A 26,993-nucleotide genomic window follows, 5' to 3' on the forward strand; every position below is an offset into this window, starting at 1 on the left:
GGCCAAGGCCACAACACCCACGGCGACTGCCGCGATTACAGCACGGGGCCCGAACCTGCCACCGAACATGCGAGGACGCCTCCTGAACTGACGGATCGCACCGTCCGGTGCGGACACTGCCACTGACGACGAGACCGGCCATTTGTTCAGAAAGGGCCGGGATGATGTGCGTCATGCGAGGAACGCGCGTACGTCTGAACGCGGCCGCACGCGCACCGTCGTATCAGGTGGGTGGTGGCCGTCCCCCGTTCAGGCCGCCACCCACCCAAAGGCCCAGCACGATCAGTTGCTTCGGCCGTGTCGCCATTTCTGATTGGCCCCACCGGTGCACTGCCAGATCTGCAGGGGCGCACCGTCGGCTTTGATCCAGTCACGGACGTCGACGCACTTACCGGACTGCGCATGGACCAGATCGCGGTTGTCGTTGAGGACAAATTGCTGTGCCTCGCCGCCGCTGCATGTCGCGAGCCGCACGACAGTGCCGTCTACCGTGGATGCGCCGGGGACGTCCAGACACTGGCCGAGTACGCGAACCGTGCCGTCGCCGGGAAGGCTCCATGCTTGCGCGGCGGTACCGTCGCACCGCTGCATCGTCAGTTGCGCCTCGTCCGCGCCGACGGCCCTCTGACCGTCGATGCAGCGGTCGCCGTACCCAGCGATGGGGTCGCCGCCGGCGACAGCAGCGGCAGTGGCGGCGTCGTTGCCCGGAGCGGTCCAGACTCGGACGTAGTCGACCAGCAGCCGCTGGGGAAACAGCGTGCTACTGGTCGGGCTGCCGGGCCAGCTGCCACCCACTGCCAAATTAAGGATCATGAAAAATGGATGGTCGAACACCCATTTGCCTCCCCGGATGTCGGCGAGGGTCTTTTGCGCATATTTAACTCCGTCGACGTACCAGCTGATCGCCTCCGGCGCCCAATCCACCCCGAAGGTATGGAAGTCGTCTGTGAAGGCGCCGCTCTGGAGCACGTAGCGGGAACTGACGGCGTTACCGCCGGAATAACCGGGGCCGTGCAGCGTGCCGTGGACATCGCGTGGTTCGCGGCCGATGTTCTCCATGATGTCGATCTCGCCTCGGTCCGGCCACGTCGTGCCGCCGAGCATCCAGAACGCCGGCCACAGACCCTGTCCGCTCGGCAACTTCATACGTGCTTCGAACCGGCCGTACTTCTGCTCGTGCAGGCCTGCGGTGAGAAGTCGCGCGGAGGTGTACTGACAACGCCCGTAATGACATTGCAGATCGACGGGATTCTCCTGTCGGGCGGTGATCACGAGATTGCCCTCGCCGTCCATCGCAGCGTTGCGGCCACTGTCGGTGTAGTACTGCAACTCGTTGTTGCCCCATCCGCCACCGCCGATGTCGTACCGCCATTTGCTCCGGTCCGGAAGGGTGCCGGCGGGCTCGTCGAACTCGTCACCCCACGCGAGGGAGAGCGGCTGTTGTTCGGCTCTGGCGGTGGACGGTGAGGGCCCGAGGACAGCGAAGCCGGTGACCAGACTCAAACCGAGTAGCGCGATGGCCACTGCGGCTCGTTGCCTGCCCAGGTGAAGCTTCAACGGGGACTTCCCTTCGTGGAGAGAGCGATGGTGGATTGGACGAATGCGGCCAGGCGCAGCACCGCTTTCGGCACCTGGCGCGTTTCATCGCCGATGCGCCATGACTCGATCCAGGGCACGCTCCAGACCGGGGCGACCGATCGCAGAACCCGGATTCGGCGAGTCAACGCTCGCGGCAACGAACCCGGGGCGTCCGCCACCAGGACCAGCCCAAACAGTTCCATACCCGGCGGGTGCCGACCCTCTCGCAGAGCGCCCAGCGCTCGCGCAGCCGATTGGAGTCCGCCGTGGTGGGTACGAGCAACGAGCAGGATCCGGGCGGGTTCCGCGCGCTTTTCATCAGGCCACCGGCATCCGAGGTCGTCACCGCCAAGGGCGGCGGCAAGGGTGCTGGCTCCGGCTCCCCCATGGGCGGCGACCCAGCTCAGGCCGGTACGCGACAACGCCGGGACGCGCGCGGTCACAGTGCCGGCCGTGGTCGGCGTTTCTCTCATGGTGCTACCTCCCTGCTGAGTCGATCCACGACCGGGGACGGTCCGCGTACTGCGGTGGCGGTCCAGCCGGCAATGAGTCGGACCCGCTGTCGGTCCAGTGGGAGTTGCCGCCGCCGCCACCGACGGCCACCGCGATGGGCGGGAGAGCCGTAGTCTCCGGGCCGTCGAACGGATCATGCGCGGACCGCCATACGCGGCGCAGACGCCGAACGAGCAGAATCGCGGCGCCCAGGGTGAGTACGAAGACGCCGAAGAGCAGCAACGCGCCCGCGTTGACAAGTGCGGGCTCGTCATGCCGGCTCGTACTCGGCAGTCTCGGTCTCTGATCGGCTGGAGGATCTTGTGCCACAGCCGCACTGAGGTTGATCATTCCCCAGACGTGGCCGCGTCCGGGTGGCGAGCCGTCGCCGACGAGATCCGCGGTAGCCATGATCCGATCGCAGATCTGTTCAGCCGTCAGATTCGGGTAGGCGGCGCGCACCAAGGCCGCTACACCTGCCGCATAGGCGACCGCGACGTGACCGGCACCCCCGGCGTCAGGGGCGATGACGTCGGACTCCTCCTTCGCGCGGCCGGCGTCGGTCTTCGCGCCGAGGCCTGCCCGGGCCACTCGGAGGAGCCCGAGCTGCCGGGTCGCTCCAGCGCCGACGACAACGACAGCGCCTTTTCTGACGGCCTCGGCCACAGCCTCTTTGAATCCGGGCTGCGCGGGGTTCACGGTCGGGCCGAGCGCTACGACAGTCGCGCCCGCGGCTGTCGCCTCCTTGAGCGCGGTCACCTGGCTCGCGGCCGTCGTCGTGGATCCGGTGGAGGTCATCCGGATGAGGCGAATGGTGGCGTCCGGAGCGATCCCACCGGTCTTGACGTTGCTCGTCTTGCGGCCGGCGATCACTTTCGCCATGCCGGTATCGGTGCCGAGGCAAGCGTTGTCGATCACGGCGACGACTTGTCCGGCGCCGTTGGTACGCGGGCGGCCGCCGCTGACGCCGGCTGTCGGCGCGGTCGGGTTCGGTCTCGGCAGTGCGGCCGGTGCCGTGCAGTCCCGCTTGACCACCTGTGGTGCGGTTGAAGAGACGGGTGGAGGAACGCCGTGCTCGACACCGTCACCGGCCGCGTCCCACGGCAGGAGGAGGACCCATCCCTGGCGCAGACCCAGCGCGTCGCTCAGCACTCCTCCGCCCGGCTGCTTACGGCCGGCGTTGAGCCGCAGGATCTCGACGAAACGGCGTTCGTCACCGAGGAACTGGGCCGCGATCTCATAGAGAGTCTCGGGCTTGCCCTGGTAGGAGGTGCGCACGATGTAGTACTTGGTGGAGTTCGGTTCGTCGGCGGCTGCCGGCGCTGGTGCGGCGCCGACCGTGACCAGCACTGCCGCTAACGCGAGGAGCAGTGTTCTTACCAGCGATCGTCTCATCGGATGCAACGCGCTGTCTCAGTCACGTGTTTCCCCGAAGAATCCTCGCGTGGTCAACGCCCCGCGCAGGGCGCGGAGCGCGTGAAAGGTTCGAGACTTCACGGTGCCTTCGGGCACATCCAGGACCTGGGCCGCCTCGGCGACGGAATGTTCCTCGTAGTAGACCTCCACCAGGGCGGAACGAAGCCGCTCCGGCAGCGCGGCGATCGCGTCGCGGATCTCCCGCCCGTCGATCATCCGTTCGATGTCGTCGCGTCCCGTCGCGATCTCAGGGGTGTGCTCGTTCGACGTTTCCGCGGGACGTGCCTGAACGGCTCGGACATGATCGATGACAATGCGCCGGGCGACGGTGCACAGCCATCCCCGGCTCCAGCGTCCATCATCCTTGCGAGCATCAGGATTACGCCAGGCGCGCACCATCGTCTCTTGGACGACATCTTCCGCCCAATGCACGTCTCCCCCGGTCAGCCGCGTGACGTAGGCAAGCAGCACCGGCCGGTGCACCTGTTGCAGATGCTGCATCGCCGCGTCCGGGCCTTCGGCTGGAGCGTCATGGTCTTTGACAGAATCAGGAGAGTTTTCTGCCGGAATCTGATCGGCGGCTTTCGATTCTTTTGTCACGCGCTGTGCCGCCGCGCTGATGCCATCACCAAGAGGATCGGGACCACTCACACAGGATGAGACGCAGCCCTCGGTAACGAGTTCATCGGCGGAAGTCCACTTTGGGCTTCGCCACTCCCTCTATTGGCTTCGGCGTATGAGTGCTCGGCTTCAAGAGGGTCGCTGATGGTGAAGTGGCACCGATAGCTCGGCCTGGGTGGCGGGCTGCACCACCAGGACCGATGCCACAGCGGACAGGCGTTGAGCGATCCGGCCGGCAGATTGCCGTTGCGCGCTCGTCGCCGTCCAACGCGTCACCGGAACACTACGCCCGTCCGTTGTCACAGCGAAGAGGATGTAGCTTGCCCCTGGTCGCGTGCCGTCGACATCGGACTGGATGAGTAGGCCCTCGGAGTCCTCGACAGCCACGACGGACATCTCGATGCCATGGGCCTCGCCGGTGGCGCTGGCCGTCGTGGCGGGTGAGGCCGCGTCCAGGATTCCTCGAACAAGCGTCACCGCTGACAGTGTCATGACAGTGACCGCCGCGAGGAGCAAAAGCGCGGTGGGGGCGGCCGAGCGCATGCGGTTCTCGCGAGCCGGCCGCCAGGACAGGGCCGGGATGTCGTCGATGCGCCGCTTACCAGACAGCACCAGCGTGCGTTTCGCTGATCCTTCGCCGCTCCGCCGGTCGGGCGAAGGGTCGTCATCCCAGCCGCCGAAAGCCGGCTCGGGACTGAATTTCTCGAAGGCGGCGCTGGGTGGTCCCGTACGGTGAAGAGGACCGAAGTCATCGATAAGCGACCGGCGGTCCTCCTCGTCGGGGAGAGCCAGCGCCGCGGCCACTTCAATGATCTCTTTGGTGGCCGCTCGGCACAGGTCGCAGCCGTTCAGGTGAGTTTGAACGTCAAGGTTCTCCTCCGCCGAGAGGGAGTCCAGGTAGTAGGCGCCCAACGACTCGACGACGTGTTTGTCTCCAGGGCTCAATGATTCGCTCGTCCCTGGCCAAGGTCGCGGCGCGGTCGGACCGGAGCCGCTTTGGCCGGACCAGGCGCCGTCTGTGCCGACGGCGCCGGCATCTCGGCAGCTCTCTGGCTCAAGGCGTTGAAGACCTCCGGCTCGAGCGGCCGCACGCTGCCTTCTGGTGTCTGTTGCGCGTCGAGGTGCGTGGACACCGCTTCCTTCAGCATCTCGCGCGCGTGCGCCATCAGACCACGCGGGTCCTTGTTCGCGATCTCTTCCAGAGCCCTGGTCAACGGCGACGAGGACCCGCTCATCTCGCTGTCGAGCCTCTTCACTTCCTCGAATTCCTTCATCCGTGCGCCGATCGACGGGGCCATCTCGTCGATGACATCTGCGTAGATCCGCGGCGCGTGAGCAGCGAAAACGCTGATGACCGTCCGGGCCTCCCGCTCCGTGAGTTCGAACTGGGGCATGCCGGTTCCTTCCTTATGCTGACGGGGCTGGCGGGAGAGGCGCAACGACCGGGATTTGTTTGTCGCGGTGGCTACCGGACTTGCAGCCGGCGAACGGGCCGGACGGGTCACGCAAGGAGCTCATCGCAACGTCGAGATGGTCACGCATCCACAAGGATATCGATTGCATGCCCTGGCCCGGCGAACTCGCATCTTGCCAGGCCAGCCACAACGCGTCGAGCCGCGCCACCGCCTCCGCATGCGCCCACCACTGCGGGCACCAGGGCGCCGTGGTCGTGACCTCACGCCCGAATACCGGCAGGAGCAGGCCTTCGACCCACACGGCGAGGCGTCGAAGCTCTTCGGTGAATTCGGGGCCGGCCATGAACAAGATGAACGGCGAGGGTGGTTTCGGCGGAGTTGCCGGCTCGTCGCCCGAGGATCTTGAGGTCTTCGCCTCTTCGGTGGACGTTGCTGGCTCTTTGATCGGTTCAGACACTGTCATTCCCATCGTGGGCTCAGAGAGGGAAGGGTCCGCGACCGAGGTCGAATTGGTCGGCGGCAGAAGCAGTAGCGGTCTTGGCGGCGTTGGCGGCGGCCGCGCGCTCGGCGATACCGCGTTCTTCCAGCTTGGCGGCGGCCGAGATGGGACCCGCGTCGGCTTCCTTGTACCAGGGGCGCAGACGGATGAGGGCCGGCCGAACTCCGGTCGCGAGAAGTAGAGCGGTGCCCTTCGGCAAGGCACGGATCTTGTCGGCCGGCAGAATCTGTTCCTGCCGGAAGGACGTCGAATGCGACTTGCCATCGCGTCCGCGGGAAACACTGACGGTCTTCACATCGTGCTGGCCGACCAGGCGGGCGACCTTGTCGACGAAATCGGCGTCGTCGAGGCCCGCGCCCAGCAGCTTGATGGTGGCCGCGCCCCAGAGTGCGTCCATGCCGGCCTCGCCCCAGACCCGTGCGCCCTGCTTGTAGCTCTGCAACAGGGTGACGACATTGATACCGCGAGATCCCAGGTGGCTGTAAAGGTCCGGCAGATCGGAGATGCGGCAGACGTTCGCCGCCTCGTCGAGTACCGCGGTCATCGGCGGGTCGAGGCGACCGCCCATGCCCTCGGCCGCCATGACCCCCGCCCGCATGGTGGTGTCGGCCAGCCCGGCGATGACGCCGGCTGCGGAGCCACCGCCGTCCTTGGACAGCAGATACAGGGTGTCCTGGGTAAGGACGTGCCGCTCGGGTATGAACTCCGGTACCCGGTGATCCGGCGTGACCCACGCCGCGATGTCGGGGTCGAGCAGGCAGGACACACACTGGCGCGCGGTCTCGTAGATTCCGTCCCGGGTCTGCACCGCGCCGCGAATCGTGCCTTGGAGCTGTTCGGCCATGGCGTCCAGCCCGACGTCGCGAAGCAGGTCGATGGGGGCACGATCGCCGGGGTCCGCCAGCCACCCGAGCATCCCGGTCACCGGTACGCCGTTACGGGCGGCGGCGAGGAACAGCGCGGTCAGCGTGTTCTGCGCCGCCGAGATCCAGAAGTCTTTCTTGGAACTGTCATCGTTCACCGAAGCGACGAAGTGACCCGCCATCCGCCGCGCCCCTTCCACGGTCACGCAGGACGACAGGATGTCCCACCACATCGCGCGTTCGGTGTGCGCGATGCCCTGAGGATCAAAGGTCCACACCGTGCCGACCTTCTCCCGCTGCGCTTTGGTGACGGCGAACACGTCCGACTTGTTCGACGTCAGCAGCACCGAACCTTGCGCGCGAAGCACCCGCGGAACAGCGACTCCCGTCGACTTACCGGCCCGTGGCGCCATCAGATCGAGCTCGACATCCTCGAACGAGGAGCGCAATTCCGGTCCGGACGGGTGCAGGTCACCGAGAAGATTGCCGGTCTGATCGGCCGTCGGTTTCCGCACGCCCTTCAGAGACGGGCGCAGGCCACGGGCACGCTGGACGACCGCGTCCCGTCCGAATGCCGCGAGATCGCGCGGAGTGGCCAGGCCGCTGGGGCGCTTGTGCCGAGAGCGCAGCACGGCAGTGACGAGGCCGGCCAGGAACGCGAAGAACAGGGTTACCAGCGCGATTCCCACATACACAGCCCATGCACTGATGCCAGGCCACAGCGCGGTGGGCCCGGCATCGACCATCAGCTGCACCGAACTCATGGTGATCGGTGGCGGCCGCCAGCCGCCACCGATCACGGCGGCGCCGACGGTCCCGCCGAGAAACACGGTGCCGCAGGCCGCGCCCCCAGCGGCGACCAGCACGAGAACGGTCACGCCGGCCTCGTTTCCGGACCCGCCGCTCATGACCGCACCTGCGCTGGTCCGCTCCGCGTCCACCGGGTGTTCGTGTCGTGCAGGTGCCGCTCGGTGTCGGTGATGGCCATCCGGATCGGAATCCCTGGGCGCCCGCCGACCTTGATCAGGAAATTGCCGCGGCCAGGGGGCTCGTCGTGCACTCCGGTACTGGCCCAGCCCGGCGGAGACGACCAGGACGAAACCATGTCGATCTCACGACGTGACAGTCCCACGATGCGGCCGAGCTCCTCCATCTCCGTACGGGGCAGGCCCGCGCAGACCACCATCCCGGCCCGTTCGACGAAACCGCGGGCCTTGGCCCGGTCGGCGTCGGTTCCGACGGACTCGGCGTCCTTCAGGGTGTGCGTGATCTTCGCGTCGCCCAAGCCCAGCGATCGGTTGAGCCGCGTGAGCGCGTCGATGCGGTCGACGATGCCGGATGCCGCGCGCAGAGGCCGCCACAGCTCGTCCAGAACGGTGAAGAACCATCGCCGGGGAGTGATGCCGGCATCCGCGAGAGCGTGCACCGCGGCCACCGTTCCCAAGCCGTCGGACCAGGCCGCCAGCATGGCCGCGGCCGTCAGTTGCGTGTCGGACTCCCCGATCCGGGAAATGTCGATGCAGACCGCCGGCGCGTCGGCGTTGATGTGCGTCGAGGTCTCGGAGGAGAACGTATCGCCGAGCGGACCGTCGAGGATGCCGAGCAGGGTCCGGTGCAGCGGGTCGACCGCCTCGCGGTAGCGATCGTCGTGTCCCCGATCCAGGGTCACCGCACGAACCGGCTCGGGCCCCTCGGCGAGCGCCTCGACCAGATCGGGCAGCACGATCGACTGGCCCTCCGGTGTTCGTTCACGCACGTGCCTGAGGCAGGCGGACAGCACCGACTGTTCGTGGTCGTTGATCGGCTGACCACGCACAATAGTGAGCAGAGCGGCCAGCATGTTGAGCACCCGGCCATGTGTCTCCGCGGCCAGCGCTTCGCCAGCCCGGCCGCCGATACGGCGCGCCGCCGCACCCATCGCGCCCGGATCGAGAACGTTGATCCCGCCCACACCTCGGCCGATCGAGATGACCTGACCGCCCAGGGCACGAACGGTGTCCGCGTAATCCGGTTTGAGGTCGCCGAGGACCAACGGTGTCACACCCTGCGCGGCCAGCCCGATCAGCATCCGGTTCACCAGGGTGGACTTTCCGAGGCCGGGCATGCCGAGCATGAACAGCGACGGATTGGAGATGTAGCGCGCTCGCATGAACCACGACAGCGGGTCTCCGCAGACGGTGGCTCCGGTCACCAGGTGCTGCCCGAGCGGGACACCACTCATCGGTGCACCGGAGCCGGCCGAGAACGGCCACAGCCCACACGCTTGAACGCTGGTCGCACGCCACATCGTCGGCGGGTCGAGGTAGCCGACACGGCCACTGCTCGTACCCGCTGATCCTCCGCCCTGAATCCTGGAGCCCGCGGGCTGCCTCAGGACCAGGTCCTCGGTCGCGGGCACCTGCTCCGGCATGGCGTCCAGCGCTGTCCGCGGTCCTGAGGCACCCCTACGCCACCCGGCTCCCAACCGGAACTGCCCGGTCGAAGACGCGGATTTCACAATGCCTCCTGGAATTCGTACGGAATGAGCGTGTGCTCCCAGGGAAGAATTCCCGCCGGGAGCGAGCAGGCGAACGCGGCGGCCTGCACGCGGTTGGCCGGCCGCATCGACAGACGAGAACCCGCGATCAGGTTGCGGACCGTGACATTGGCATCCACCAACTCGGCCGCCGTGTCAACGGTGACGGTCAGCAGCAACGAGAACTCGACAAGACCGGCGCCGGCGGCCTCCTCCGCGGCAGTCTGCTCGGCCGCGGACACTTCCGCGGCCGCTCGAGCCCGCACCAGACCGCGACCCGAGGTCGCCATGAACTGAGCGTTGCGGCGGTCGGCCTCGACGATCCGGGCCGAGGTCGCCGGGTCGATCGGCCGGTAGATCAGAGCAACCCGCTTGCGGCGCGTACCCGGAGCCGCTTCCAGAACGGTGCGCAGCACGCCCGAACCCACCGTTCCGCGCGGTGCCATCGTCAGCATCCACGTCCGCGAGACGCCTGAGTCGTGGGCGTATGCCTCCACCGATTCCACCGACGCCGCCGGGCCGGCGTCTTCCCACGCCAAGGCCGTGCCGCCGTAGGCCGCCCGCGCCTCCAAGACCTCAGCCGCCACCGCGGGGTCGTACGCCACGCGGATGACTTCGGCGATGCGCTCGGCCGACAGTGGCTCCGCCGAGCCTCCCCCCGCGCCGACCAGGCCTCCGCACAGCCCGGGTATCCGGACTGCCAGGTCGGCGATGACATCCTCCAGCTTGTGCTTCGTACCACCCGGAGCGGCGTAGGTGAGAGTCACGTAGGTGTGCATCTCGGAGGAGGCGGCCGGATAGCGGTTCACGATCTCCTCCATCACGGCGCGGGCGACATCGGGGGCGTCCGGGGACAGGCGCGGCAGCACCTCGGCGGCCAGCGTCATACCGGAATCCGGCGCCGTTTCCACGACGACCGACGCCCCACGCAGGTTCGGCTCGTGCGAGAGCCGCGCCAGCCAGTCGCCCCACATCGCCACCCAGACGTCGACCTGTTCCTGGTCGACAAGCCCGCCACCGTCCGGTACGCACTCGAGGACAACCGTGAAGCGGTTTCGGCTGCGGTGATGCAAGACGCCGAACGGCCGATCGAACGCATCGAGCCCCTCCCCCACGGTCACCTTGCTCAGAAGCCCGGGCGGAGCGAAACGGCCGCCCGGCCGCTGAGACAGCGGACCGGAGACGTAGAAGTTCTCGCCGTGCGCGACGCGCCTGCGCCATCCGAGCCGGACGGTAAGGATTTGATACAGATTCCGGCCGTCCTCGGTGCGCACAGCCAACGGTCCGATCATGACCACGATGGGCATCAGCACCACCAGAGCGGCGGTCAACGAGATCAGGGAAGCCAGCAACACCGCGACGATGCCGCCGAACGCGCCAATCGTGCCGATCAGGCCCAATGGCCCCAGACCTGACCGGCGTGGACGCCGCCAATTGCCGTAGGTCCTCTGCGAGACATTCTCACCCGACATTGTTGCCTTTCGTTCCGACGCCGCGACGGCTTGCTGTCAATGCCACGTCAGTGCTCGTCTCCGCGACCGCCCGACACCGCGCCGGAGGCCACGTTGGTGGCGTGCTTGACCGTGCTGTTTCCCGCTTTTGCGAGCAGCTGCGCGGCACCGCCCAGAGCACCGCCGACCCCCCGGGCCGCGCCGGCTGCCGCCCGGCCACCCATACCGCTCTTCCCGGACGCACCGCCATTGGATGCCGGCGCACCGCCTTTGGAGGTCGGCGCGCCACTCGGGCGGGAACGGCCTGCGCTCCCCGACCGGCCGCCGCCCGATATCGACCGCCCGGCGGCGGTCAGGACAGAACCGGTCGCACCGGCCGCCGAGGAGGCGGCCGACGCGGCCCCGTCGGACGAGCCGAGCGCCGCAGCCGCGGGGACGACCAGACGAAGCAGACCGGGCAACGCCACAGCGGACAGCAGAAGAACCCCGCAGCCGGCGATCTTCTGCTGCGTGGCGTTGTTGCCGCTGTAGCCGATCATCGTTGTCCCGACGTACAGGATCAGGCCGACCGCGGGTTTGTAGATCAGCCAAGCGGCGAGCCACGCGATGTGCTTGCGCCACCACGACGACCCCCAGTTGGTCATCGAGGCGGAGGCCGCCATGGGCAGCGTCCCGACGAGCAGGACCATCACTCCGAGCCGGATGTAGAGCAGGATGATGTGGATGATGCCGGAGATGATCAACAGCAACCCGATGATGATCAGCAGGAAGGTCGCGATGCCGCCGTTGTCGCAACTCGCGATGCTTTGCAGCTGCCTCTGAACACCCGCCTCGTACAGATGAGTGGTGTACGTGTCGGAGAGAAGAGCAAGCTGGCCTATGACAAACGTTCCCGCTCCGGCGGTCACCATGAGCCGCAGAAGGCCCTTGATCGCTATCATTCCGGCTTCGCTACGCATTTCCAAAGCCATGCGAACCGCCGCGAACAACAACGAGGCAACGGCGATGGTCACCACCAGCCAATTGGTCTGCAAACCAATTTTGTGGTTCATCTCGCCGTCAGGCGACAGGGTCGGAACCTTCTGCGCGAAGAGACTGGCGGCCGCATTCATGATGGACGAGGCGATTTTTCGGAGGATACCGTCGATGCCGCTGTCGAGCAGTTCGGCAAATCCGCCGAAAGCACCGAAGTAGATGGCATCACCGTTACTGCAATCCGGCACGTCAATTTCCCCACAGTATGAAGCCGGCGGGATCCGCAACCGGAGTCAACGGCGAATACAGGTTACCCGTCTCAGCAGGCTCGATCTTCCAATCACCACCGGACCATGCCATTCGGTAGTCCGTGGCGGCATAACCGATGGCACCGGCCCGGATCAGAAGACGAATCGTTGCCGCCTCACCCGAGTAGAACAGCAGCGAGAACCCCGCGATGGAACTCGTGGTGTTGCGCACCGGCGGATCCACGATCGACGAACGCATCGCAACGAAGAGTTCGCGACCCGTGCTCGGCACCACCTGTTGATCGACGATGGTGCGCCAATCGGTGCCACTGAGTTGCCGCGGAATCACGTGGGCAGCCATGATGGCACCGGTGGGCGTGTGCGCGAAACACCACAACATCGACCCATGCGTGCGGCGCGGTCCGGCCGAGGTGGACAACGGCACTGGCGCGCCGTTCAACTGCCGCCATGTGATGTCCTCCGGCGGCCGTACGGGCGCATCCTGCCGGCGGTCGTCGCTGCGGCAACCGACCGGCCGAGCACCCTCCAAGGGTGCGCCCTCGCTGAGCGGACCGCGCGCCGCAATCGATTGCGTCGGCGCGGGTTCCGTATCTATGAAGGCCACGACTACGGCGGCGACCAGCACCATCCCGAAAAACGCGGCGGAGACCTGCCATCCTCGTTGTTGCCAGAACGGCCGTGCGTCGACGTCGCGAGTGAGCCGCCACCGGCGCCTCATAGCGGCCTCCATTCGGAATGAAATCGAGCAGAAACGGGTCTACTTCAGCTGAAGAAGAACTGGACCAGCGGTCCGGCGGTGGCCACCAGGACACAGCCGCCCAGAACCAGGCCAAGTTGGCCCATGTGCTCTGAGCTGTCACCTCGCTTATGGGCAATTGCCATCTTGGCGCCTGTGATGAGCACACCGGCGACCCCTGCCGCCGTACCGGCCCAGGCGATCAAGCCCAACCCCGTCGTCACCAGGGTGGCCAACTGCTCCGGAGCTTTGCCACCCTTCTGTGGCTGCGGGACTTCGACCTGAGGAAACAGCAGGAAGACCATTTTTGTAAGTTCTTGAAGAGACATTCAGTGCTCTTTCGTCGGCGCCGCCGCGTCCACGATCACGTTACGGCAGGGGTATGTTCAAGAATTGGATGATCGGCCCCGCTGTCATCGACAAGAAACAAGCAGTCAGGATCAAAAAGGCACGTTTCATGGTTACCGCACCGAACCCGATCTCGCCACGGCGTAGCTGAAGTGCCAAATCTGATCCAACGATGAGAACGCCGCCGACACCGGCAGCCGTGACGCACCAGGCAAGGAGATTGAGCAGATTCAGGTCTGCCCTGCTACCCTTTGTTTCGCCCGGCTGGGCGCGATTCGTAGCCATTGCGGGGTTGAACGGCGCGATGGACGGCGCCGGCGGAGCAACGTTCTTCTTCTCGATGTGCTGACATTCCAATTTTCCGCCCTGGACCGTGCCTGAAAACGTGCACCATGTCCTTCCGGTGACGTCGTAACCCTGCTTACTCGGTCCCAAACCGATCTTGAAATCGACGTACAAGCTGCCGTCCGGTGGAGGGTCGACGCTGAGCGTGGCCTTCTGCCCGACCAGAAGGCCGCTCCGGCAATGAATGGCACCGCCGCGGCCGCCCCGGTCGAGCAAACCCTCATTGCCGCCATCCGACCAGGACACGGAGGCACTGTTTCGCAGGCACACTCTCTCGACGGTGTATGCCCCTTTGCTGTGAAAGTCGACCGACACCAGCCCCGCCGGAGCAGAGGCTGCGGGCGAGTCCGCAGGAGAAGGGGACACGGGAGCCCGGGCAGGCCGGGACGCGTGGCCGGTCTGGTGCGGTGCCGCCGACGCTGTGCTCGACAACCCGAACGCCAGCAGGCCGACAACGGCAGCCACCGACACCACAGCCGAGATATAGCGTGGTGGCCGAAGGCACGCTCGGACAGCCGCATACATGACCTACCTCCGTTTCTGCTCAAATGTGTTCTGCCGGAGCTCTTCAGGCGAACGACGCGCACCCTCGCGACTCTTACAGAACGGACCGGACCGGACCTCGGTTCACGGATTCTGAAATTTCCTGGACCGGCGTGCGGCGGTCTTGATCACGTTTCTGTTCAGGTGGACTGCCGACGACCGCGGAATACGGGCCGAGGCGGCAACAGATTGGCTGACAATGCGAATGAACCAAGGCCGGCTTCTTCCGTCAGTCCTGGCAAACCCGGACAACACATGAACGCGAGGAGCCCGTGGCCGGAGGCAGCGCAGATCAGAATTCAGGCCAGTCAGGTTCCAAGCCGCCGGACCCCACCCAAACGACGATCAGCATCGTGGTTTCACTGGTGGCTCTTCTTCCGTTCATCCTCTTGGCCATCCTCGCGGTAGTCTTCATCGCGGTGATCATCGCCGCCGTCAGCTCGTCGCAGGGCGGCCCAGGTGCCCCCGGAAGCAGCTCCGCCCCAGCGGCGGGAGGGAACGTCGCCAATCTGAGCGCGGCTCAGTTCGAGCAGATGTTTCCTGCCCGGAGCCCGTTTTACACCTATCAAGGATTGACGACGGCGATGGCGCACTACCCCGCATTCGCAACAACCGGCGACGAAACGTCACGGAAGCGTGAGCTCGCCGCTTTCCTGGCCAATGTCAATCGTGAGAGCGGTGGCCTCATCTACGTCGAAGAACTCAACCGCTCCGTGTGGGGAAACTATTGCGATGCCGGTCAACCGTACGGTTGCCCCGCCGGGCAGACCGCTTACCACGGGCGTGGCCCCATTCAGCTGTCCTGGAACACCAACTACCATAGCGCCGGCCAAGCCCTCAACATCGACCTGCTCAACAATCCCGATCTCGTGAAGAACGATCCTGCAATAGCCTGGCAGACAGCGCTCTGGTTCTGGATGACACAGCAGGGCGCGGGCACCGCGACGCCACATGACAGCATGACCAAGGGGGCCGGGTTCGGGGAGACCATCCGCAGCGTCAACGGCATTCTCGAGTGCAACGGCGGCAGCCCCGAAGCCGTGCGCAGCCGCATCGACGCTTACGTGCGCTTCGCAGCGATTCTTGGAGTCACACCGGACCCTCGACAAAGCTGCTAAGAGCACAAGGGAGCGGCGAGGCAGGTCCTTCGTTCTGGCCGAAGGGCTGCAGGGACTGCCGCAGGCGCACCGGGCCGGCAGATACTGCTCGCTCCGGCGCATCCACGCAACTGCAACACGCGCAGCGGCCTCGCCGCCGGCTTCGAGGGTGGCGCGCGATCGTAGTCGGTCAGCCGCGGGGCACGGTCCGTCAAACTATTGCGTAAACGACTGCCCGGACGCTTGAGGACGGCGTGGTCGACCAGGACTCGAAGACCGACTATCGTCATAGCCGGCTGTCCTCGGTTCAGGTTGGATGTTAGTCGCGGCTCGGCCGCTATCCACGTTGGCGGCAGAGCGGATGCTTTCCTGTCCCCAGTCTGCGATCGTTACCGGTGTACCAGGACGGCTTAAGTCGGGAGACGGTTGGCCGCTCTGATAACGGGCGGCTTGTGCGCCTTGGACATGGTCTGCACGGCGAGCAACCGGCGCCGGGGGTGCCGGCATGGACCAAGAAGGTACAGGCATAGTTCGACGCTGATCCGGGACTTGCACCTGAGCATAATTTTGGCGCGCCGTCGGCAACGGCGCGCCGCTCCGGTGAGGGAATTCAGTCATGATGTGGCGCAGATTTGTGAACTCTTCCCGATTCTTCTGGTCATAGAACATCTTCATCATAATCGGATGCGAATTGATCAGGCTGTCAGCGAAGTCACGCATTTCAGACTTCTCATCGTCGGTATAGTTCGCCGCATCTGCGAAAGCTTGCTCAGGCGCCCGCTTGATCTTTGGATCAAAGAAGCGCAGCACACGAGACCCGAACCGCCTTGCCCAGGCCTTTCCAGCTAGGTCATTTTTCCTATCATTAGCCAGATCGTTCCGTAGGCTACTGTGGTTCTCCACGCTCTTGACATAGGCCAGGAGCGCCTCCCTTTCCCTGGGCGTCAATCTCTTCGTCCTAGCGAATTCACGGACATCTTGCGCGAACAGCGCAGCCGTCGCTCGCTTCGCCCGCCCGTCCGTAGACTTCGATTGCTGTTTGGTCGAGTACGGATTCTGCTCATTCGTAAACTGTTCGGGCATATTCTTTCACGCTCCGGAAGGCATTGGTCTGTTCGGCATTATGCAACGCTGCCTAGGTTCAGGCGACGGGAAGGCGATACCTTGCGAATTTCCTCCTAGCGTCGCGCTCGGTCCGGCCCGACAGGGCCGAACTCAGTGCCGCACGAAGAGGCATATTTGAGTTATCCCCGTCGTAGCGACACACCCCTCGCACTCTTCTACATAGGAACGGGAACGAGGCGGCGAAGTTCAGCGCGCCGACCACCTGCTCGCCGGCATCCGCGGTCGGCTTCACCGAAGTGATCGACGATCTCGTCTTTCCTCGGCTCAAAGGTCCGGCTGGGCTCAAGGATGCGGCTGGGCGGCGCCGTCGTCGACAGCCCAGCCGGATGACCGTCTCGGTTCGAGCGCCCTTCAAGAGGACCGGTCTACGTCAGATCGTGGCCTGGCGGTCCTGCGGCGGGCGCCGGCATGGGGCAATGGCCCCGGCATGGACTTCTGCTGATCATCGACGCCACGCCACGCCGAGTCGCTGCGAGACGACCCCCCACCGGGGGCACGTCGAATCTACTTCCTGCCTCACGAATTGAACCGCTGGATACTCACGCCCGTTCCAAGTGTGTCACCAAGTACGGAAAGACAGCTGGGGGACCAGACGCAGACATCCATCGGAAAAATTTACCTGGATAGGCTGTCTGCCAGCACCGGCGCCGATAATTAACTCCACTCCGGCAAGGCCCCTTACTGCAGTGACAGCCCGCTCGCCGACAAGATCACAAAGTTCGGTTGCCATAGGGCATCACCGTCGTCCGCCCTCACAACCCGATAAATGAATTGAGGAGTATCAATGACTCGCGGAATTGAGATCGAACTTCCGTCAGCTCGCATCACGATGCCTTCAGAATACGGTCCAGACCCGGGAGCCGTCGTGGCGAGGACTAATGGGGCCACCGTCGTCACCGATCGATCTGCACTCCCTAACAGCTTCATCGCCGAGATCGTCTCCGATCCGATCAAGTCATTTTCCTACGACTCGGACTCCGGAAAAGATCCGGATCTCGTGAACGAGGCGGTCCGCCAGGCCGCCGCAGCACTCACAGGCGCGCCTAGGCGTGGCCGTTCCGTACCAGATACATTCCGCCAATCGGGTCGATGGACTGTAAATCGCGCATTCCGGGAGGCGTATGTCTCGTCCGTTCGGCTGCCTTCCTTTATGAGCGTTGGCGCTCAATTCACGCAGTCCATCGATCAGTACGCCAGTGCCAAGTTCATCGCGGACGTCAATGATCGGTTCCTCACCGATGGCCCATGGAAGGAAATCGACCGGGCAGCTGACCACATTGCGAAAATGGTCGGCTCGCGATTTGCAGCGGAATCGAACGGACGGCTGCCCAATTACGAAAAACGTCTGCTGGAGTCTTATCTCCGGGTCGCCATCCCGCACTGGACCGCGTCGGCGATTCAACACGTCAACCAGGCCCAAGGAGGATCGATCGACTACGCCAAGAAGTTGATTCCCGTACTCATGCGCAAAGACTATGCAGCAGCCAACGAGGCCCTTCCAGACAATGTTAGAAATTTTCTCATGGCGCACGGCGAAGAGATCAAAATGGAGGTCAACAGGCAGTTTTTCGGCGCTGGCTCAGGGATGCCGCCCGGCCGCTCTCTAGCAAGTCGAGGCCTTCGCAACCCGGACCGACAGAACGACCAGGCAATTTGGCAAATGATGCAGGACGTGGGGATTATTGACTCGAACGGCCAGCCCAACATATTTCTGGAATCCGACCGGAATAACCTCACGGTCGGAGACTTCGCAGATAATGCATTGTACGGCCACGTCGGCCCGAACAAACGGCCGATACCCCCCGCTCCCACCGCCGAATTCCTCGGAGTGCACAAAACCTTCGACAACAGCAACACCAGAACAGGAGAACACTACTACGAATTTCGGCACCATGACCGAGGAATATCTGAGGTGGACCAGGTTTTACAGCGTTCGGAACAGATCAACGGACTCGCGATCGAGGCGCAGTCGGCGCCCTTGATGCAGCCGCAGGAAGTCCTTGACATCGATTTCTGCATCAGGACGATCAATCAGCAGATCTCCGCCGCAAGCCAAAATCTTCACCAGAGTCTGGCATTGCAGCGTGCAAATCCTGCACACGTCGTGCCGCACACAGTAGATACGGCCCGACAGAATGAATCCGAGGCCCTGACCAATATGCGTTTCGCGGAACTGAACGCCAGCAATGCCGAGCAGATGGTTTTGACGTCAATGCTCTCGAATGACCCCGCCATGCAGGCGGCGCTTCGGGAAAGACATGTTACGACTCAACAGACGCATAGAAGTACGGTCCAAACCCTGCACGACTGTCGATATCAGTCAAGGGTGGTAGGTTCGAATCAGTCAAGCGCCGCGACAACGCCTTCCACCTCGCTAGGGTCGACCATATCGCAAATTGCCGGCCTTCGATCTCCGCACGGATATTCCGGTTCTCAGCCAACGCCATATTATACGTCTACGCAGCGCTCTCAACGCCCTGGTCCATCGACATATCACGGCCACGGAAGGGGCGGCGGCGCTTCATGATGCCTCCTTCTTGGCATGTGTTCGATTGTGGTTTCCGCTATCCCTCCCAGGATTGAGCACAGCCGCATAAAGGGCAACGGTCGAATGCAGGTCTCCAGGCAGGCGGCGGAGCAGCGGTCCGCTACGTTCGGCCGCTGCGCCTCGTCTGAGTGAGCGCTCGAAATGGCAATCAGAAGGGTGGGCCGGCGTGGATTTCGAGTCCGTATCACGCCGGTGGAGGCCCGCTAGCTTTCCGGGTCGAGAGCATCGCCGGAAGCCAGGTATTCCTCGACGTCGTCGAGGCAGCGGCGGACGGCGCCGGGGACGGCCGCCCGGTCCCGGGGTCCGAGAGCGCTGCGGGCCGACGGGCGCACCCACCTCGTCGACGGCCTCAACCGGGTTCCCGGCAAGATCCGCGATTGCGGCGGCGTCGGCGGCGATCAGCCGATCCAGCGGCCGGTGCACGATTTCGCCTGCACCGACCCGGACGAGGTGGTGGTCTTCACCGACGTACGGCGCGGACGTACGGTCCATTTAGGCCGGGGCGGCTATGTCGTGAATGGTGGGCCGGCCCCGGTCCGCGATGGTCGCGTAGCGTTCGACCCCGGTCGACGACGGCCTGATGCACGAAGACCCGGCGCTGAACCTTCCCGCCTCCGCGGTCGGGGCGTCGTTCGGCTACGGATGGTTCGTGCGCGACAACCCACGTACTGGAGTAGGGGTCGACCGGTGCGGCCGGATCACCTGGTTCAGATTGACTGAAGAGAGGCGGACGTGAGCCAGGGCGTGCCGGTGGAAGGCGCACCGGTGACGTCCTCCTCGTCACACCCGCCCGGAAACGAGGAGGATGCCACTCGCGGTGATGAATGGCGATAGCCAAGCCCAACCAGGCCGGCCCGGGGCTGTTTTCGGAGCCATGGGCGGGCCCCTTGTGCACGGACTCGTGGCGCCAATATTGACTCGCTTGGCCACCACGGCGTTCCGAAGTTGCCTCGCGACTGAGATGCGGGTTGAAGGCGGTAATGCACGCTGTTCGAGGGCGGGTCTTGGAGATCGGTCTTTTACTTTACGGCCAACGCAGGTCACGTCGGCACACGGTCGAGCCGTCGGCGCCCGGCAGTTCCGGACTCTGCCACCCTCGGCACCGGCGGCGGAACCGGTCAACCGTAGACAGATGAATGCCATGACCAGGCTCTTTCCACGTAATCCAAAGCTGCCTGAGCGTTCAGTGAACTTCGCTGGTCTCCATCCGTATGATCCTTTGTTCGGAATTGTGGACACACGCTCGCCCTTATGAATTATTTAACCCTCTCGTGGCAATCTGCCCGCGACCCATGACGTCGGAACAGGAGAAAGACCACATGCGATTGCCCCGGGTAATTGTCGCCCTCCTCGCCGGAGTCGCGCTGGCCTTATCGGCGGCCGGCCCCGCGTCGGCCATTCGAGGCGGTACGGAGGCGGCACGACCCTATTCGTTCGCCGGCTCGCTGCAACGCCCCGAGTCGCCCCGCGCCGACGGGCACGTCTGCGGGGTCACGCTGATAGCGCCGAGATGGGCGCTGACCGCTGGGCATTGCGCCCGCAACCCGAGCGGCGCTCAGGTCGGCACGCCGAGGAACTGGACCGTGCGCATCGGGTCGCTCGACGTCCGCTCGGGAGGCCAGGTCGCCCGGGTGGAGAAGTTCTACAGTTACTCGTCCCGGCCGGTGGCCGACGGTGACATCGCCCTGCTTCGACTGGACAGGCCCATCGCGGCCGTTCCGGCGGCGCTGCCTCGCACTCGCCCGGCCGCCCACACCGTCGCCCGGATCATCGGTTGGGGTGTCACATGCGACGAACCGCAACCACAGTGCTATCCCACCCGGCTGCGTGAGGCCGACACCCGGTTCCAGGCGACCGAGCTGTGTGACCCCAGCGGCATCGTGAAAGAGCGCGAGCTGTGCGTCGGCAGTCCGGACGGGAAGGTCGCCGCGACCAACATGGACTCCGGTGGACCCGCCCTCGTTCGCTCCGCCCGCGGCTGGATCATCGCCGGCACGGTCAGCGGCAGCAACGGCGACGATCAACCGGTCGTCTACACCGATGTGAGCTACTTCCGGAAGTGGATCACCGGGATCGTCAGCGGATCCGACGTGCCCGCCGACAGCCCGGTGCCCGACCTCGAGGGCGCGGTCACGGTGAACGGCTGCTCGGCCTCGGTCGTGCGGACCGCCTCCTCCGCGCCCACGGACCCCGCGCTGCTGCTGACCAATGGTCACTGCCTCGAGCAACGTCCTGTTCCGGGTGGCGCCGTGGTCGATCAACCGGACGATCAGATCGTCCGCATCGGCGACCACCAGGGTTACCCGCAGGACAGCGCTCGGACCACCCGGCTGCTCTACGCCACCATGACGGGCACCGACGTGGCGCTCTACCGCCTGGACAAGTCGTACGCTCAGCTCCGGGCCAAGATTTTCCTGCTGGGCACGAAGCCCGCGGCCGCCGGCGACCGGATCGAGATCATCTCCGCGGGCGAGGGCAACCGGTACTCGTGCACTGTCGATACGGTCGTCGCCCACCTCCGTGAGGACGGTTATCAACAGGACGACGCGTACCGCTACGATCCGGCCTGCGACCCCGGCCACGGCTCCTCCGGCTCGCCTCTGGTCCTGGCCGACGGCACCACCGTCGTCGGTGTTCACAACACCGGCAACGACAGTGGCGAGCGATGCACCGAGAACAACCCGTGCGAGGTCGCGGCGGACGGAACGGTCCGAGTGGAGCAGGGACGTCGGTACGGTCAGCGCACCACCACGCTGCCTGCCTGCCTGACCGTGGGCTCCCGGCTCGACCTGAGCGCGCCGGGCTGCGGCCTCACGCCTCCGGCGTAGCCAGCCGGCGCCGACGCGACAGAGCATCGGATCGAGGTCCCGGGCCGCATGGTGACGGCCCGGGACCTTCGTGCTGCCAAGCGGTAGGACCGGACCGTCGCGGTGACCGCCGCAACCTTTCGACATTGCCGGGGGCGTGGCGGCGTCAATACCATTCGTTCGACCTCCAGAAGCGCGGTTCAAAGGCATCAGGCCTTGGACCTGAACTTTCCCGGACGCGCCTCGTCTGATATTCGAAAATCGCGGATCCACCCGGCCCGAGAGGGTATCGACGCCACCGCGGAAGGGTCACTGACCTGCACCTCGCCAGTTCTACGGGCTGGTTACAGAGGCTTCTTCAAGGAGCGAAACGGAAACTGGACCTCCCCTCTCGGTCAGGTGACTCTTATTGCATTGGTCAAGTGGGCTCGACGAGCGCAGACTTGGCACCTGAATTAGTTCGGGCCAGAGAAGACGGGAGAATGGATATGACGATCAAGGCATTGGTTGTCGGCGCGACCGGAACGGTGGCCAAACCGGTGGCACACGAGCTGTTGGCGCGCGGTGCAGACGTTTACGCCCTGGTGCGTGACTCGTCACGGGCGACGGTCCTTCCCGAGGGTGTCACGCCGGTCGTGGGAGACCTGACGGACCGGGCCGCCGTCCGGGCAGCACTGAAGGGTATGGATTCGGTTTTCTTCGTCCACCCCCACATGGATGATGACGTCGCCATCATCCATGCCTTCGTGGACGCGTGCGAGGAAGCCGGCGTGCGTATGGTTTTCGGGGGCTACCACGTCGACGACCCCGAGATCCGTGCCACCATTTCACGGCAAATTCCGATGTACGGAGGAAAGCTTGAAGTAGCGGCACGCATTGCCGATCCTCAGGTCGATTCGGTGATCCTCAACCTGCCGAACTTCGCCCAGAACGACGAGTTGTTCTTCGACGAGATCCGCGCCGGCTTGTTCCCGATCCCGATCGCCGACGGCGGAACCGGTCGATTCGACCTGCGCGACTCGGGAGAGATCGCCGCCCGGGCCATGCTCGACGAGACCTACCTCGCGAACGGCTGGTACAACCTTTCCGGCCCGGAAACCCTGAACGGCCCCCAATGCGCGGCGATCTGGTCCGAAGAGCTCGGCCGACCGGTTCGTTATCTCCAAGATGGCGATGATTGGAAGGCGATCTTCTCCGAGCGACTCGAAGGACGCAAGTTGGAGGACTGGCTTGTTGCGCACGACATGCTTGTCGGCAAGGTGCCCCAGCCGGTCAACCCCGACGACCTGGCGTTCACGACGAAGATCCTCGGACGTCCGCCGCGCACCTATCGCGACTTCGTCAAAGATGCCATCAAGAACTTCTGACATCTGGCCGGCGTAGCCGGGCGGGTCGCAGCGACTGTCGCGGCGCGCTTGCCCGCGGCAGCGGAGAGAGGGCCAGGTGCTGCGCCCGCCCAGCGCGCGGTGAGCAACCGGTCGGGGTGGCGCTTTCGCCGGTGGACGGTCGAACTTCCGGCGCCGTCCGCCGTCGGCTAAGGCGATGACCACTTACCTTGATCCGGCCGCCGCCGAGCGGGTGCCGCTGGCCGCGCGAGACCTCCCGGCCAGCACATACGCCCTGCTGCAACGGGCCGCCGAACAGCACGGCGACCAGGTCGCCCACACCTTCCTCGGCCCTGGATACACCGACGGCCGGCCAGTCACCTACAAAATGCTCAGGCAGAGCGTCACACGGACCGCGAACGCGCTGCACCGGCTCGGGGTCACCCGGCGCAACGCGGTGGCGCTGCTCAGCACGAACAACGGCGAGATGGTCACCAGCCTGCTGGCCGCCGAGGCGGTCGGCATCGCTCAGCCGATCAACCCGGCCCTGGCCCCGGACGCCGTAGCAGGCCTGCTCCAGGTGGCTGGGACCACGGTGCTGATCGCCGCCGGGCCGGAGATCCATCCGCAGCTGTGGCAGCTCGCCGTCGGTCTCGGCCGCCGGCTGAGGCTGGACGCCGTGCTGGCCCTGCGGCCGGACGGCCCCCGCGATCAGCGCCCGGAGCTCGTCGCCGAGGACGTACGGGTCGCCTATCTGGAAGACCTGGCGGCGGCCGAGACCGGTGACCGGCTCGTCGCGCCGCCGCCGCTTCCGCAGGAGGCGGCGGCGTACTTCCACACCGGCGGCACGACCGGAACCCCCAAACTGGCCGCGCACACCCATGCCAACGAGGTCTTCACCGCGTGGTCGGCCGCGGAGACCGTCGGCGACGATCCGGTCCTGTTCGGCGGCCTGCCGATGTTCCACGTCAACGCGGTGGTGCTGTCGACCCTGGTGCCGATGTTCGTGGGCGGCCACACCGTGTGGAGCGGACCGCTGGGCTGGCGCGACCCGGCCCTCTACCCGATGTTCTGGAAGCTGGTCGAGCAGCACCGGATCAGCACGATGTCGGCCGTGCCGACCGTCTACGAGCAGCTGGCCCGGGTCCCGGTCGACGCCGACGTCTCGTCGCTGAAGTTCGTGGTCAGCGGGGCCGCCCCGCTCCCGGCGGCAGTACGCGAGGGTTTCGAGAAGCACACCTCGGTACCGGTCTGCGAGGGGTACGGGCTGACCGAGGCCACCTGCGCCTCGGCTCGCATCGTGCCCGGCCACCCGCGGCCCGGGTCGGCCGGCCTGCGCATGCCCTACCAGCGGATCCGCGCGGTCGACCCGGCCGACGGCACGCCGCTGCCGGCCGGCCGAACCGGAGTGATCACGATCAGCGGCCCGAGCGTGTTCCCGGGCTATGTCGTCACCGGCCCGCACGGCGCCCGCACGCTCGACCCCCTGGGCAAGGTGACCGACGGCTGGCTCGACACCGGGGATCTCGGGTACGTCGACGCCGACGGGTACGTCTACCTGACCGGCCGGCTCAAGGACCTCATCATCCGGGGCGGGCACAACATCGAACCCGCCGTCGTGGAGGACGCCGTCCGCAGCCATCCGGCCGTCACCGGCGCCTCGGCGGTCGGCCGGCCCGACCCGCACGCGGGCGAGGTGCCCGTCTGCTACGTGACCGTACGACCCGGCGCCGGCGTCACCGGCGACGAGCTGGTGGTCTGGGCCGCCGGGCGGGTCGCCGAGCCGGCCGCCGCGCCCAAGGCGGTGTACGTCGTGAGTGAACTGCCGATCACCGCTGTGGGCAAGGACTTCAAGTTGGCCCTTCGGGCCGACGCCGTACGCCGGGTCGTCCAGGACGAGCTGCCGGACGTCGCGGTGACGGTCGAGATCGAGGACGGCACACCGGTGGCCGAGATCAATGTCGCCGACGACCGGATGGCCGCGGCCGGCTCCGTGCTCGGCCGGTATTCGTTCCGGTGGCGACAGGCGACTCGATAGAAGTCATGCCGGGCGAGGTCTCCGATGAAGGAGGCCTCGCCCAGGTGCGGCGGCATACGTCACGCGAACCTTGTGCAATTCACTGATGAGCAGGAGTCTTTTTCCGTGACCTTGATGGAAGAATGTTTCGAAGCGCAGAGCGTCTTGCATTCCGTGCAAGGCGTTTTCGAGACCCTGGCCCGCCGCTGGACCGGTGACATTCTCAGCGCCGCGCTGGAAGGCGCCCAGCGCTTCCGTGATTATCGGCGCGCGGTTCCCGGCATCTCTGACCGGATGCTCGTCCAGAGGCTGCGCGAACTGGAGAACCTCGGCCTGCTGTCCCGGACGGTCGTTCCCACCTCGCCGGTGCAGGTGCTGTACGCGCCCACTCAGCACGCCGTCGATCTCATGAAGGCGTCGCGGCCGCTGCTCTGGTGGGGCAAGCAACACGTGGCGAAGGCGGGAGCGGATGTCTACGCTCCCGCCTCCTGACCACCCGATCAGTCGCCCAGCGCCGGCTCCAGGCCGATGACCGGCACCTGCTCGTCACCCGCCTGCTGCTCCGGGGCCTCGGTGTGCCGTCCGTCGGACGAGCGGATCCCGATGACGACCACCGCGGCCGACACCAACAGGATGACACCGGCGATCAGGAATCCGCGGTCGAAGCCCTTGACCAGGGCTTCGGCCGCCCCGGTTCCCTCGGCGACCAGGTCAGCCGTGTACGCCGCGGCAACCGAGCTCAGCGCGGCCAGGCCGATCGCGCTGCCCAGCTGCTGCGAGGTGTTGATCAGACCGGACGCCAGCCCGCTCTCCTCCGGCCGCACGCCGACAGACGCCACCAGGAACATGGCCGCCCAGGCGAAGCCCGCGCCGACCGCGGTCAGCAACATGCCGGGCAGAACTCCGCCGGCGTACGAGCTGTCCACGTCCAGCAGGCCCAGGTGGAAGAGCCCGGCCGCCAGGATCAGCAGGCCGATCCACAGGGCCGACTTCGGTCCCGCCTTGGCGATGAGCTTCTGCGCCACCGTGCCGGCAACAGCCATCGCGACCGGCCACGGCAGGTACGCCAGGCCGACCTCGATCGGGCTGTAGCCCTTGACCTGGGCCAGGTACAGCGTCGGGAAGAACATCATCACGAACATGCCGCCGGTCATCAGGATCATCGACAGGTTCGCCGACGTCAGGGCCCGCACCTTGAAGATGCCCAGACGCACCAGGGGCTGCTTCGACGCGCCTTCGATGACGAGGAACAGCGCGATCAGGACAGCCGCGGCCCCGATGAACAGCCACACCTTGCCTGAGCCCCAGCCCCACTCGGCCGCGTTGACGACGCCGTAGACCAGCAGGAGCAGAGCGCCCGTGATGGTGATCGCGCCGGGCAGGTCCAGGCGGGCCTTGCCCTCGGTCACGTGCCGGCTGTTCGGGATGGCCCGCAGCGCGCCGAAGATGGCGAGCGCCGCGATCGGCAGGTTCACCAGGAAGATGGCCCGCCAGTCGAGCCACTCGGTGAGCACCCCACCGGCCAGCATGCCGGCGGCGCTGCCGGATGCGGTGACCGCGCTGAAGACGCCGAGCGCCTTGGCCCGGTCCTTCACGCCTTCGAAGGTCACGATGATGATCGACAGGACGGCGGGCGAGATCAGCGCGCCGCCGAGACCCTGAATCGCCCGGCCGATGATCAGCGTCTCCGGGTTCTGCGCGAACCCGTTGACCGCGGACGAGATGCCGAACAGCGCCAATCCGATGACCAGGAGGCGCTGACGGCCCAACAGGTCACCGGCTCGGCCGCCGAACAGCAGGAATCCGCCGAACAGCAGAATATAGGCGTTGATCACCCACTGCAGCTGAAGCTGACTGTCGAAGTTCAGACCCGTGCCGATGGACGGCAGCGCGACCGTCACGATGGTCGCGTCCAGCACGACCATGAACTGGGCGACGAGGACGATCCAAAGGATCGTCTTGGACCTTGCCATTTTTTCCTCACAAGTATGGACACCGGCCGGATTCG

At 65.7% G+C, this 26,993-nt stretch carries 21 protein-coding genes; 6 read left to right on the top strand and 15 right to left on the bottom strand.

Annotated elements, in window-relative coordinates; translation table 11 throughout:
• Nucleotides 1-282: 282 nt before the first annotated feature.
• The 14 genes from ACGFJ7_RS45530 to ACGFJ7_RS45595 all read right to left on the bottom strand — a co-directional run bounded on the left by ACGFJ7_RS45530 (nt 283) and on the right by ACGFJ7_RS45595 (nt 13,769).
• Nucleotides 283-1,524: a family 16 glycosylhydrolase gene (locus ACGFJ7_RS45530; protein ID WP_392648639.1), complete on the bottom strand. Its 1,242-nt coding sequence runs from the start codon at nt 1,522-1,524 to the stop codon at nt 283-285.
• A 29-nt stretch (nt 1,525-1,553) separates the two neighbouring features.
• Nucleotides 1,554-2,051, bottom strand: a complete 498-nt coding sequence (locus tag ACGFJ7_RS45535) for a DUF6668 family protein (RefSeq protein ID WP_360257065.1) — start codon at nt 2,049-2,051, stop codon at nt 1,554-1,556.
• 4 nt (nt 2,052-2,055) lie between these two features.
• Nucleotides 2,056-3,465 carry a S8 family serine peptidase gene (locus tag ACGFJ7_RS45540; RefSeq protein WP_392648643.1) on the bottom strand — a complete coding sequence of 470 codons (1,410 nt, stop codon included), beginning with the start codon at nt 3,463-3,465 and terminating at the stop codon, nt 2,056-2,058.
• 18 nt (nt 3,466-3,483) lie between these two features.
• A complete protein-coding gene (locus ACGFJ7_RS45545) occupies nt 3,484-4,137 on the bottom strand; it encodes a sigma-70 family RNA polymerase sigma factor (protein WP_392648646.1) in 654 nt (217 codons plus the stop codon).
• A gap of 99 nt (nt 4,138-4,236) precedes the next feature.
• Nucleotides 4,237-5,019, bottom strand: coding sequence for a hypothetical protein (locus tag ACGFJ7_RS45550; RefSeq protein ID WP_360257072.1), 783 nt, complete (start codon nt 5,017-5,019; stop codon nt 4,237-4,239).
• A gap of 29 nt (nt 5,020-5,048) precedes the next feature.
• On the bottom strand, nt 5,049-5,501 hold the full coding sequence (locus ACGFJ7_RS45555; protein ID WP_392648650.1) for a hypothetical protein: 453 nt from the start codon (nt 5,499-5,501) through the stop codon (nt 5,049-5,051).
• 13 nt (nt 5,502-5,514) lie between these two features.
• A complete protein-coding gene (locus ACGFJ7_RS45560) occupies nt 5,515-5,979 on the bottom strand; it encodes a DUF4913 domain-containing protein (RefSeq protein ID WP_360257077.1) in 465 nt (154 codons plus the stop codon).
• Nucleotides 5,980-5,998: 19 nt separating this feature from the next.
• Nucleotides 5,999-7,762, bottom strand: coding sequence for a TraM recognition domain-containing protein (locus ACGFJ7_RS45565; RefSeq protein ID WP_360257079.1), 1,764 nt, complete (start codon nt 7,760-7,762; stop codon nt 5,999-6,001).
• Between the two features lie 26 nt (nt 7,763-7,788).
• Entirely contained in the window at nt 7,789-9,105 is a 1,317-nt protein-coding gene (locus tag ACGFJ7_RS45570) for an ATP/GTP-binding protein (protein ID WP_360257081.1), read from the bottom strand.
• A gap of 272 nt (nt 9,106-9,377) precedes the next feature.
• On the bottom strand, nt 9,378-10,871 hold the full coding sequence (locus tag ACGFJ7_RS45575; protein ID WP_360257084.1) for an SCO6880 family protein: 1,494 nt from the start codon (nt 10,869-10,871) through the stop codon (nt 9,378-9,380).
• Between the two features lie 47 nt (nt 10,872-10,918).
• The gene (locus tag ACGFJ7_RS45580; RefSeq protein WP_392648655.1) at nt 10,919-12,073 is read right to left on the bottom strand and encodes a hypothetical protein; all 1,155 of its coding nucleotides are present in this window, start codon (nt 12,071-12,073) and stop codon (nt 10,919-10,921) included.
• A gap of 1 nt (nt 12,074) precedes the next feature.
• Entirely contained in the window at nt 12,075-12,812 is a 738-nt protein-coding gene (locus tag ACGFJ7_RS45585; protein ID WP_392648658.1) for a hypothetical protein, read from the bottom strand.
• Between the two features lie 44 nt (nt 12,813-12,856).
• Complete coding sequence (locus ACGFJ7_RS45590) at nt 12,857-13,159, bottom strand: hypothetical protein (protein ID WP_360257092.1); 303 nt, start codon at nt 13,157-13,159, stop codon at nt 12,857-12,859.
• Nucleotides 13,160-13,199: 40 nt separating this feature from the next.
• Nucleotides 13,200-13,769 (bottom strand): hypothetical protein, encoded by a 570-nt coding sequence (locus tag ACGFJ7_RS45595; protein ID WP_392648661.1) that lies wholly within the window; start codon nt 13,767-13,769, stop codon nt 13,200-13,202.
• A gap of 650 nt (nt 13,770-14,419) precedes the next feature.
• On the opposite strand from ACGFJ7_RS45595, the gene ACGFJ7_RS45600 reads away from it, so the two are divergent.
• The 6 genes from ACGFJ7_RS45600 to ACGFJ7_RS45625 all read left to right on the top strand — a co-directional run bounded on the left by ACGFJ7_RS45600 (nt 14,420) and on the right by ACGFJ7_RS45625 (nt 25,477).
• On the top strand, nt 14,420-15,184 hold the full coding sequence (locus tag ACGFJ7_RS45600; protein ID WP_392648663.1) for a chitinase: 765 nt from the start codon (nt 14,420-14,422) through the stop codon (nt 15,182-15,184).
• A 1,888-nt stretch (nt 15,185-17,072) separates the two neighbouring features.
• Nucleotides 17,073-18,815 (top strand): hypothetical protein, encoded by a 1,743-nt coding sequence (locus tag ACGFJ7_RS45605; RefSeq protein WP_392648666.1) that lies wholly within the window; start codon nt 17,073-17,075, stop codon nt 18,813-18,815.
• Nucleotides 18,816-20,155: 1,340 nt separating this feature from the next.
• Entirely contained in the window at nt 20,156-21,664 is a 1,509-nt protein-coding gene (locus ACGFJ7_RS45610; protein WP_392648669.1) for a trypsin-like serine protease, read from the top strand.
• A gap of 461 nt (nt 21,665-22,125) precedes the next feature.
• Nucleotides 22,126-23,010 carry an NmrA family NAD(P)-binding protein gene (locus ACGFJ7_RS45615; RefSeq protein WP_360257105.1) on the top strand — a complete coding sequence of 295 codons (885 nt, stop codon included), beginning with the start codon at nt 22,126-22,128 and terminating at the stop codon, nt 23,008-23,010.
• A gap of 175 nt (nt 23,011-23,185) precedes the next feature.
• The gene (locus ACGFJ7_RS45620; protein WP_392648672.1) at nt 23,186-25,006 is read left to right on the top strand and encodes an acyl-CoA synthetase; all 1,821 of its coding nucleotides are present in this window, start codon (nt 23,186-23,188) and stop codon (nt 25,004-25,006) included.
• Nucleotides 25,007-25,120: 114 nt separating this feature from the next.
• The gene (locus ACGFJ7_RS45625; protein WP_360257146.1) at nt 25,121-25,477 is read left to right on the top strand and encodes a helix-turn-helix domain-containing protein; all 357 of its coding nucleotides are present in this window, start codon (nt 25,121-25,123) and stop codon (nt 25,475-25,477) included.
• An 8-nt stretch (nt 25,478-25,485) separates the two neighbouring features.
• Here the strand turns inward: ACGFJ7_RS45625 and ACGFJ7_RS45630 are convergent, their stop codons facing one another.
• Nucleotides 25,486-26,958, bottom strand: a complete 1,473-nt coding sequence (locus tag ACGFJ7_RS45630; RefSeq protein ID WP_360257109.1) for an MFS transporter — start codon at nt 26,956-26,958, stop codon at nt 25,486-25,488.
• Between the last annotated feature and the right edge of the window lie 35 nt (nt 26,959-26,993).

The sequence above is a fragment of the Actinoplanes sp. NPDC048988 genome, from assembly GCF_043197815.1.
GTDB lineage: Bacteria > Actinomycetota > Actinomycetes > Mycobacteriales > Micromonosporaceae > Actinoplanes.

What these genes read in the sequence shown, in the direction of transcription:
- ACGFJ7_RS45610 (WP_392648669.1), top strand. Translation starts at nt 20,156, where the DNA reads ATGCGATTGCCCCGGGTAATTGTCGCCCTCCTCGCCGGAGTCGCGCTG.
- ACGFJ7_RS45630 (WP_360257109.1), bottom strand. Translation starts at nt 26,958, where the DNA reads ATGGCAAGGTCCAAGACGATCCTTTGGATCGTCCTCGTCGCCCAGTTC.
- ACGFJ7_RS45590 (WP_360257092.1), bottom strand. Translation starts at nt 13,159, where the DNA reads ATGTCTCTTCAAGAACTTACAAAAATGGTCTTCCTGCTGTTTCCTCAG.
- ACGFJ7_RS45570 (WP_360257081.1), bottom strand. Translation starts at nt 9,105, where the DNA reads ATGAGTGGTGTCCCGCTCGGGCAGCACCTGGTGACCGGAGCCACCGTC.
- ACGFJ7_RS45605 (WP_392648666.1), top strand. Translation starts at nt 17,073, where the DNA reads ATGACTCGCGGAATTGAGATCGAACTTCCGTCAGCTCGCATCACGATG.
- ACGFJ7_RS45625 (WP_360257146.1), top strand. Translation starts at nt 25,121, where the DNA reads ATGGAAGAATGTTTCGAAGCGCAGAGCGTCTTGCATTCCGTGCAAGGC.
- ACGFJ7_RS45555 (WP_392648650.1), bottom strand. Translation starts at nt 5,501, where the DNA reads ATGCCCCAGTTCGAACTCACGGAGCGGGAGGCCCGGACGGTCATCAGC.
- ACGFJ7_RS45585 (WP_392648658.1), bottom strand. Translation starts at nt 12,812, where the DNA reads ATGAGGCGCCGGTGGCGGCTCACTCGCGACGTCGACGCACGGCCGTTC.
- ACGFJ7_RS45540 (WP_392648643.1), bottom strand. Translation starts at nt 3,465, where the DNA reads ATGAGACGATCGCTGGTAAGAACACTGCTCCTCGCGTTAGCGGCAGTG.
- ACGFJ7_RS45575 (WP_360257084.1), bottom strand. Translation starts at nt 10,871, where the DNA reads ATGTCGGGTGAGAATGTCTCGCAGAGGACCTACGGCAATTGGCGGCGT.
- ACGFJ7_RS45620 (WP_392648672.1), top strand. Translation starts at nt 23,186, where the DNA reads ATGACCACTTACCTTGATCCGGCCGCCGCCGAGCGGGTGCCGCTGGCC.
- ACGFJ7_RS45615 (WP_360257105.1), top strand. Translation starts at nt 22,126, where the DNA reads ATGGATATGACGATCAAGGCATTGGTTGTCGGCGCGACCGGAACGGTG.
- ACGFJ7_RS45535 (WP_360257065.1), bottom strand. Translation starts at nt 2,051, where the DNA reads ATGAGAGAAACGCCGACCACGGCCGGCACTGTGACCGCGCGCGTCCCG.